Below are 6,731 nucleotides of genomic sequence, written 5' to 3' on the forward strand. Positions count from 1 at the left end.
GCCGCCTCCGGGGGGGGGCGGCGGCCCGTCGGCCGGGAGCTCGACCGCACGTGGAGGGGTGCGGGAGCGTCCTTCCGGCCAGACCAACACTGCCCCGGACGGGAGCAAGCCGCGCAAGACCCGACGGTCGGCTGGACGTACAGCGGCCCCGGACCCGGGGCGGATGCCGCAGGTTCGGGACCGGTGCTCGGTAGGCGGAAGGGTCAGTTGATCGACATGGTCAGCAATTGATGCAACCGGTCCTGGTGGGCGCGGAGCTGGTCAAGGTGCGTCTTGCCCGGGGATCGCCGGCCTGCTGCTGGTGGTGGTCATGTCTGTGTTCCTCTTTCACTCGGCCGCGGTGACGGCCGCGTTCGCGGCGGCCATCTGCTCGGCCTGCGCGAGCAGCTGGGCGAGCTGCTCGGGGGTGAGGTGATACCTGCTGGTCTCCCTGCTGAACGTCGGACCGATGGCGTCCGTCGAGGTGATGCTCACGGACTTAAGACCCGCGAGGCGCTCGCGCTTGGCCGCGCTGGCCTTGTCCTTCTCCAGCTCATCCCACAGGGACTTGGCGGCCTCGGCGGTCTTGCCGACCTTCCAGCCGTCGGCGCGGCGGACGTTATGGCCGTCCGGGTCGGTGATGTCGATGGCGCCGACGTTGTCATTCCACATACCGGTGAAAAGGACGGTGTAGCCGTTCTTCGTGGTGGTCTGGGCTCTGCCAGAGCCCTTGTACTTCCTGGCAAGGCGGGCGACCTCGGCAGCGAACGCGCTGCGCTGGTTGGTAGCCATGTGGCCCCTCCATTTCTTTTGGTGTTCGTTTCTGCCCGGCGACCACCCCAGTCGCCCGGTGGACCCGGCCCCGTCATCCGGGGTGAATCGACCAGAACTGGTACGCCCCGGCCGGAGCAGCACTCGTCCTGCGGGAGCGTCCTTCCGGCCAGACCGACACTCCCCCGGGCGAGAGCAAGCCGCGCAAGGCCCGGCGGCCGGGCGTGCGCCCGTTGCTTGTGCTGGCGTGTCGGACGGTGCTCCTGAGCATGAGCTGGCCCCGGCACCACGAGCGCGGAACCGGGGCCGGGAAGCGTGAGGGTGGGCCGGACCGATCCGGCCTGCCCTGGTGGTCAGCGGTAGGAGTGGGGGTTGTGCGATCAGCGCGATGCAGGCACCGTTGCGCTGGCTGCGTGCGAGGTAGTCGCCGTGTTCCGTGTGCGGCACGCGGCGTCAGTGGACGCGGACTTCCGTGGTTTCGGTGACGGTCAGGATGTACGCGGACAGCGTCGACCGGTCTTCGATCATCGCCCGGTATATACGGTGGACACCATCGATCAGCACCAGGGCCCGGTCACCGTCGAACTCCATCGTGGCGATGATCACTGGCTTGCCGAGGTCGGTCTGCATCGCGTGCCCGGCGTTGAAAGGGGACTGCTCCGGGCGGAAGACCGGATACCGGGTCGCGCCTTCATAGTCCGGCTTGAGCCGGTGCAGGTGGTAGGCGCCTACCCAGTCGGCAACGAGGGCCTCTACGATGGCGCGGGGCTGTAGCGCGGATGAGAGGCATACCCAGGTCTTTCGTGCGAGGCGGTGGTGTGGTTCGGGTGGCGTCCATCCCGGCGGACGGTAAGGCCGTTACACGGTGGGGTTCAGGCGATCGAGTACATCGCGAGCGGGCGGCGAGCGGGTCATACGGCCACGGCCCCAGCATCGGCGAGGATAGCCGGGGTGGGGCACGAGTGACCTCCACGTCGCGAGGACCACGCGAGGCGCGGCCCGGCGGTTGCCGGTCGCACACAACCGGACGAGAAGTAGGTTCGTGCGGGGCGCTCCCGGCCGGGACGGACTGTCGTGGACTGCGGGATCAGCGACATAACCCCCACTCCCCCACTCGGTTCGTAGCCTGGCGACGGGGCGGGGTGGTTCGTATACCGGGCGGTGTGGGGCGGGAGCGCGGAAGGGCCCGTCCCCGCCAGGTGGCGAGACGGGCCGAGCGGACGAGAGGGTGTTGGCTCCCGGTCAGGCGGGGCGGGATGTGGCGCAGGTGCTGGGGAGGTCCGTGCGGAGCACGGGCGGCTGGATCCCGGGAGAAGCTGGCCGAGTCGATCGTGAGGTGGGTGGTGTTGGCCCTCCGGGGAGGGTGACCGCGAGAACTGGCCCACCGACAGGGACCTGACGTCGGCGGGCCAGTTCTGGCTGCGGTCGTCGCTGCCCTCGCGGTTGCCGACGACGAACGCGGCGTCGGCCGCCTGCTGGGCGTCGGTCACCGTCTCGGCGTCGAACACCAGCCGCAGCGGCATACCGTCGGCCGTGCCGTCGGCGGTGGTGACCTTGGCCACAGGCTGGCCGGCGCAGCCCCACGCGCAAGGCGGGTGTTGCGACGGCCGACTCGTTGGCTCTACTCAATCAAGGTCTGCCACGAGAGCGGTGGCGTTGTCCGGGTGCTCCCCGGACGCCCAGGCGAGCTGTACAGCAGCGGCTGTCAGGTCGTGTGCGGCCTGGCCGAGGGTTCCGTCGAGGTAGCCAGCGAGGCTGTGCCCCGTGGCCTCCAGCGGCTCGTACGTCCCGTCCGAGACCAGCACGAGCCGACCCTCGGCCGGAGCGGTAACGGAGCCGATGAGCGGCTCCTCAGAGCTGTGCCCGAGGTATGAAGTCACCACGTGCCGGTGCCGGGCCTCCACCGTCTCGCCGCGGGTTATCTTCTGCCTGCGCTGGTTGTGGTCGCTGGTCAGACAGCGCACGATGAGCGCGTCCGGGCTGCGGAGGTAAGCGCGGGCATCACCACACCAGGCGATCTGTAGGAGGTGGCCAGGGAGGGCGAGCGCGATGACTGCGACCGCGCCGGGCTGCATCCAGGCGCTGTAGCCCTGCCGGTCGGGCTCGGCGCGGATGCGGGCATGCTCGGCGAGCAGAGCCCAGTAGGCGTCACCGCCGGTCGCCGCAGCGCGGGCGAGGCGCCGGGCCGTGGTGCGGGTCCACCTCTGCACGGCGGTGGAAGTCCCGATGCCGTCGAGGAGGACGTAGGAACGCGCGCCCGTGGCGGCCTGGGTATAGATGCCGGTCGCATCGCACTGGACGGCACGGTCACCGAGCTGCTGGGCGGTGGAGGTGATGGTGGCCATAAGGCGCTCCTTGGGTTGGAGTGGATGGTTCTCCCAGATCTCAGGTGGTCGACGCTCCGGGGGCTCGACCACACCTGACCGGTTACCGGGGCGGGAGCCGTTCTTACCGTCCGCACACTGGCCCTCGGGCAACCAAGCCCGGCAACTGGCGACCCCGCCCCGGGCAACCGTCAGGTGCGGGCTGACCGGGCGCGGGGGGCTGTTTGCGGGCTCAGGACGCAGCAGGGCCCGTCGCCGTCTCCTCACCGGTCGGCGCGATGAGGACGCCGGGGAAGGGCAAAAGAGGGGGCGGCCGCTGCTGCGCGGTCAGCTGATGTGCGGCGTGATGGCCTCAACGTCGATGCCCGCAGCACCGCCGACGAGTTGATCGAGGGCGACGAGAACCTCCTGGTGAGTGCGCCTGGGGGTGGAAGCGCCAGTCGGCGTCAGTGTCGGTCAGGCCGAGTTCCTCTTGAGCCACCCGCTTGATGTGATGGCGCCTGCTCGTGTCCGGCACCACAGCGATCCCGGAGGAGGGCAGGGTGTGGCCGGTGAAGTGGGCGGCGTACCCCGCGACGCACACAGTGGTGCCGCAATGGACGGGGCGTTGAGGTCTTCATCGGGGCGCAGGGCCTCACCTTTGAACCAGTCGTTCTGATCGTGGGGTTCAGGGCGCTCGGTGAGCTCGTTGCGGATCTGGGCGGCCAAGCGAGGCATTCGGCATGAGGCGGAATTCTCCAGTCGGGCCAAGGGGTGTGAGACGGCCCGAGGGGGCGGGAAGGATGGTCACCGCTCCCCCGGGCCGGTTTCCGAACCGTGGCCCGGTCGGGGCCAAGCCACGCAATCACCTGGTGCACCCGGTTTCACCTGAGATCGGCGCGGGTGCGGTGGACCTGTCGATGGCACGGTGGGTGGCCGGGCTGGGGGTTGAGGAGCTCGCCCACGCGGTGGACGGCGACCAACGGCGCCAGGGGCGCGGCCTCACCTCACGCGGCGTGCGGAGCGGGGCCGGTGGGTGATGGCGTCCGTGAGGGGCTGGTGCTGGGGTCGGAGCGCCGTCCACGCTCAACGGCCTCCCGGTGCTGCTGTCGCTTGCTTCCTCGGCGTGGAGCTCCAGACGCGCCGCCGAGGTGGCGCAGTGGGTCGTCCGTGTGTCACAAGGACATGTACAGCAGGGTGCTCATGGCTGGTCTCGGTACCAGGTGAGAAAGTCTTCGGCACGCGTTTGGTCGAAGTGCATCGTCAGCTCGCCGTGGTCGTCCAAGTGCTTGGTGACGCCGTCGGCCTGTCCATCTGCGGTGGCGGAGCCTGGCCATCGGGCGGCCAAGGAGAGCAGGGTTCCTGCTGCTGCCCCTGTGGCGGTCAGCTTCAGGACGACGGTCAGCGTCTCGTTGTCCACGGCAAGGTGGACCCCGTCACAGGGGACGGCGACTCGAAGCCGATCGAAGAGGTTTTGCAGGTCGGGCACGGTCACGCCGAAGGCATCGGCGTTCGCCTGGGCTTGCGCGGTGCGCTCGTAGAAGGTGTCGATCAGCTTCTGTGCGCTGGCGCGCACTTCGAGGTCGACGATCTCCTCCACCGCACCTACGGTGCGGTCCGCTGTGCCGGGCTGGGGCTCGGAGAGGAGGTGAAAGCCGATCTCGCGCTGGACTCCGTCACCGTCTCTGAGGGTGAGGATGGTCAGGTTTGCGACCGAGTGGAGGTTGATCGTCCACTGGTCTGGCAGTGGCTTGGGCAAAGTGGTCATGGGGTTTCCAGGGTGGTGGTGTCCGGCCGGATCGTGGGCGGTCAGAGGCTGGTCCGCAGGACGGCTGACCGGCGGACGGGCAGGAGGGTAGGCCGGCCCGCACGCTGGTGATGCGGCGGCGGGCCCGGTATCGACGAGGCCGGCCGCCCCGGCGGCAGGGCCGGCTCGGCCCCGGGGGGGGCGGCGCCCGGAGGACGGTCGATAGGCCGCCCCGGGGTTTGGCGGCAGGTGTCAAGGGGTGGTGTTGAACAACCCGACCGTCGTACTCGGCTGGGCTAGCGACACAACCGTCGACCAGGCGGACCGCGCGACGGCCGGGCCGGGACGGGCGCGCCGGTCGGTTAAGAGCCACAGTCGCGGCCGGGCCGGGGCGCGGGCTTGCACACGTACAGGGCGGTAGCGGCCCGGGGAGGGCGGGATGCGGTGGTCACCGCCCTTGCCGGGCCGGGCGCACCTGTCAGGCGAGGTTCTCTGCGGCCAGCACCAGCGATCCCAGGGCGGCAAACAAATACACATCGCCGTGCCCGTAGGCGGCCTTCAGTACGTGCCCGTAGGCNGTCAGGCGAGGTTCTCTGCGGCCAGCACCAGCGATCCCAGGGCGGCAAACAAATACACATCGCCGTGCCCGTAGGCGGCCTTCAGTACGTGCCCGTAGGCATTCGCCAGATGGGCCATCCCCCGCATGCTGTCGTCGTCGTCCATGTCGCCGTACTTCCCTGCTCCCGCGTGCATCACGTCCGCGATGAAGTCGGACAAGGCGGGGGCCTCACACACAGCCCACCGGTCGGGGATGGTCACTATCGTTCCGAACGTCTCGGGCGCCCATGTGGCAACCTGCACCCGGATGGTTTCGCTCAGCGCCGCCTCATCGATCTGGGGCAGGTCGGAGGCGAACGGGTCGAGCGCGAAGCGGCCTGTGTAGGAATCTCGCAGATAGGCGCGGGCGCAGATTAGCGAGTACAGCGCCCCCAGCAGATAGGCGTCACCGTGTCCCTGAGCGGCGCGCATGCTGTTGGCGTCCGCGTTGAACAGGTGCGCCATGCCCCACGCTTCAACGTCCGCCTCGGCTTCATCGACGCCCCATATCCGGGCCTGTTCCGCCACGTCGAAGACCATCCGTGAAGCAGCATTCGCCTCGCGGATCTCTTCCGGGCCGGGAATGATGGTCCCGAACGTGCTGGTCGCCCAGGTGCGAAGCTGCACGCGGATCGCTTCGGCCAGTGCAGGGGTGTCCATGATCGGCTTCGGGTACAGGTAGGTGCTCCGCCCGGCCGCGATGCCGTCGACGATGTACGTATGAGTCTCGGTCATAGGGAAGCTCCGTCTTCCTCGTTTTCTGGACAGGGGGCCGGTCGCTCACAGCGCACGAGGGAGGCTCCCCGGGGTGTTTCCGGCCGGATTCACCGTCGGGGGCGGCGGGGTAAGCGGCGCAACCCCCGCTCCTTCGCTTAGCGGGCAGGCCACGGGGCGTGGCGGTCGCCCATTCACACGGTCGCCGGTATCGCGGTCGCGGAGAGTCTGCGGCTCGAGGTAGGCGCCTTCGGTGATGCGATCTCTGGTGGCGGTGAAGGCGGCAAGCGGCACCCGGTTGTCGGTGAGGATCGCCAGAGCGCGGGCGACCGGCTCGGTATGGGCCACCGTGCTAGGCGGCGGGAGCGGCGAGGTAGTCCGGCAGGACGATACCGGTGATCAGAGGCAGGGCAGAGTCTTTCAGCGGAAGTGACGGCAACGGCATGAGGCGAATGGCGCGGGAGCCGGGCTGCGCGGTGCGGTAGGGGCGTGTGTACGGCGAAGGCCCGGCGAGCCGTCACAGCCGCACACGAACGGGCTCGTGCAGGGTGTTCCCGGCCGCACTCACCTTCCCCGACTGCTCGGTTAGGTGGGCAACTCCCGCTCCCTGGTTCAGCGGG

At 69.4% G+C, this 6,731-nt stretch carries 5 protein-coding genes; all 5 read right to left on the bottom strand.

What is annotated here, in order from left to right; translation table 11 throughout:
• Positions 1-327 precede the first annotated feature (327 nt).
• A complete protein-coding gene (locus EEJ42_RS13595; protein ID WP_123100202.1) occupies positions 328-771 on the bottom strand; it encodes a hypothetical protein in 444 nt (147 codons plus the stop codon).
• Positions 772-1,203: 432 nt separating this feature from the next.
• A complete protein-coding gene (locus EEJ42_RS50835; RefSeq protein WP_184503068.1) occupies positions 1,204-1,380 on the bottom strand; it encodes a hypothetical protein in 177 nt (58 codons plus the stop codon).
• A 995-nt stretch (positions 1,381-2,375) separates the two neighbouring features.
• Entirely contained in the window at positions 2,376-3,095 is a 720-nt protein-coding gene (locus EEJ42_RS13600) for a PP2C family protein-serine/threonine phosphatase (protein ID WP_123100203.1), read from the bottom strand.
• 1,159 nt (positions 3,096-4,254) lie between these two features.
• Entirely contained in the window at positions 4,255-4,821 is a 567-nt protein-coding gene (locus tag EEJ42_RS13605; protein ID WP_123100204.1) for a hypothetical protein, read from the bottom strand.
• Between the two features lie 558 nt (positions 4,822-5,379).
• The gene (locus EEJ42_RS13610) at positions 5,380-6,132 is read right to left on the bottom strand and encodes a hypothetical protein (protein ID WP_123100205.1); all 753 of its coding nucleotides are present in this window, start codon (positions 6,130-6,132) and stop codon (positions 5,380-5,382) included.
• Positions 6,133-6,731: the final 599 nt, after the last annotated feature.

Source organism: Streptomyces botrytidirepellens (assembly GCF_003721215.1).
Lineage (GTDB): Bacteria > Actinomycetota > Actinomycetes > Streptomycetales > Streptomycetaceae > Streptomyces > Streptomyces himastatinicus.

Excerpts from the sequence above, each read along its gene's own strand:
- EEJ42_RS13595 (WP_123100202.1), bottom strand. The coding sequence starts at position 771 with ATGGCTACCAACCAGCGCAGCGCGTTCGCTGCCGAGGTCGCCCGCCTT.
- EEJ42_RS50835 (WP_184503068.1), bottom strand. The coding sequence starts at position 1,380 with ATGCAGACCGACCTCGGCAAGCCAGTGATCATCGCCACGATGGAGTTC.
- EEJ42_RS13600 (WP_123100203.1), bottom strand. The coding sequence starts at position 3,095 with ATGGCCACCATCACCTCCACCGCCCAGCAGCTCGGTGACCGTGCCGTC.
- EEJ42_RS13605 (WP_123100204.1), bottom strand. The coding sequence starts at position 4,821 with ATGACCACTTTGCCCAAGCCACTGCCAGACCAGTGGACGATCAACCTC.
- EEJ42_RS13610 (WP_123100205.1), bottom strand. The coding sequence starts at position 6,132 with ATGACCGAGACTCATACGTACATCGTCGACGGCATCGCGGCCGGGCGG.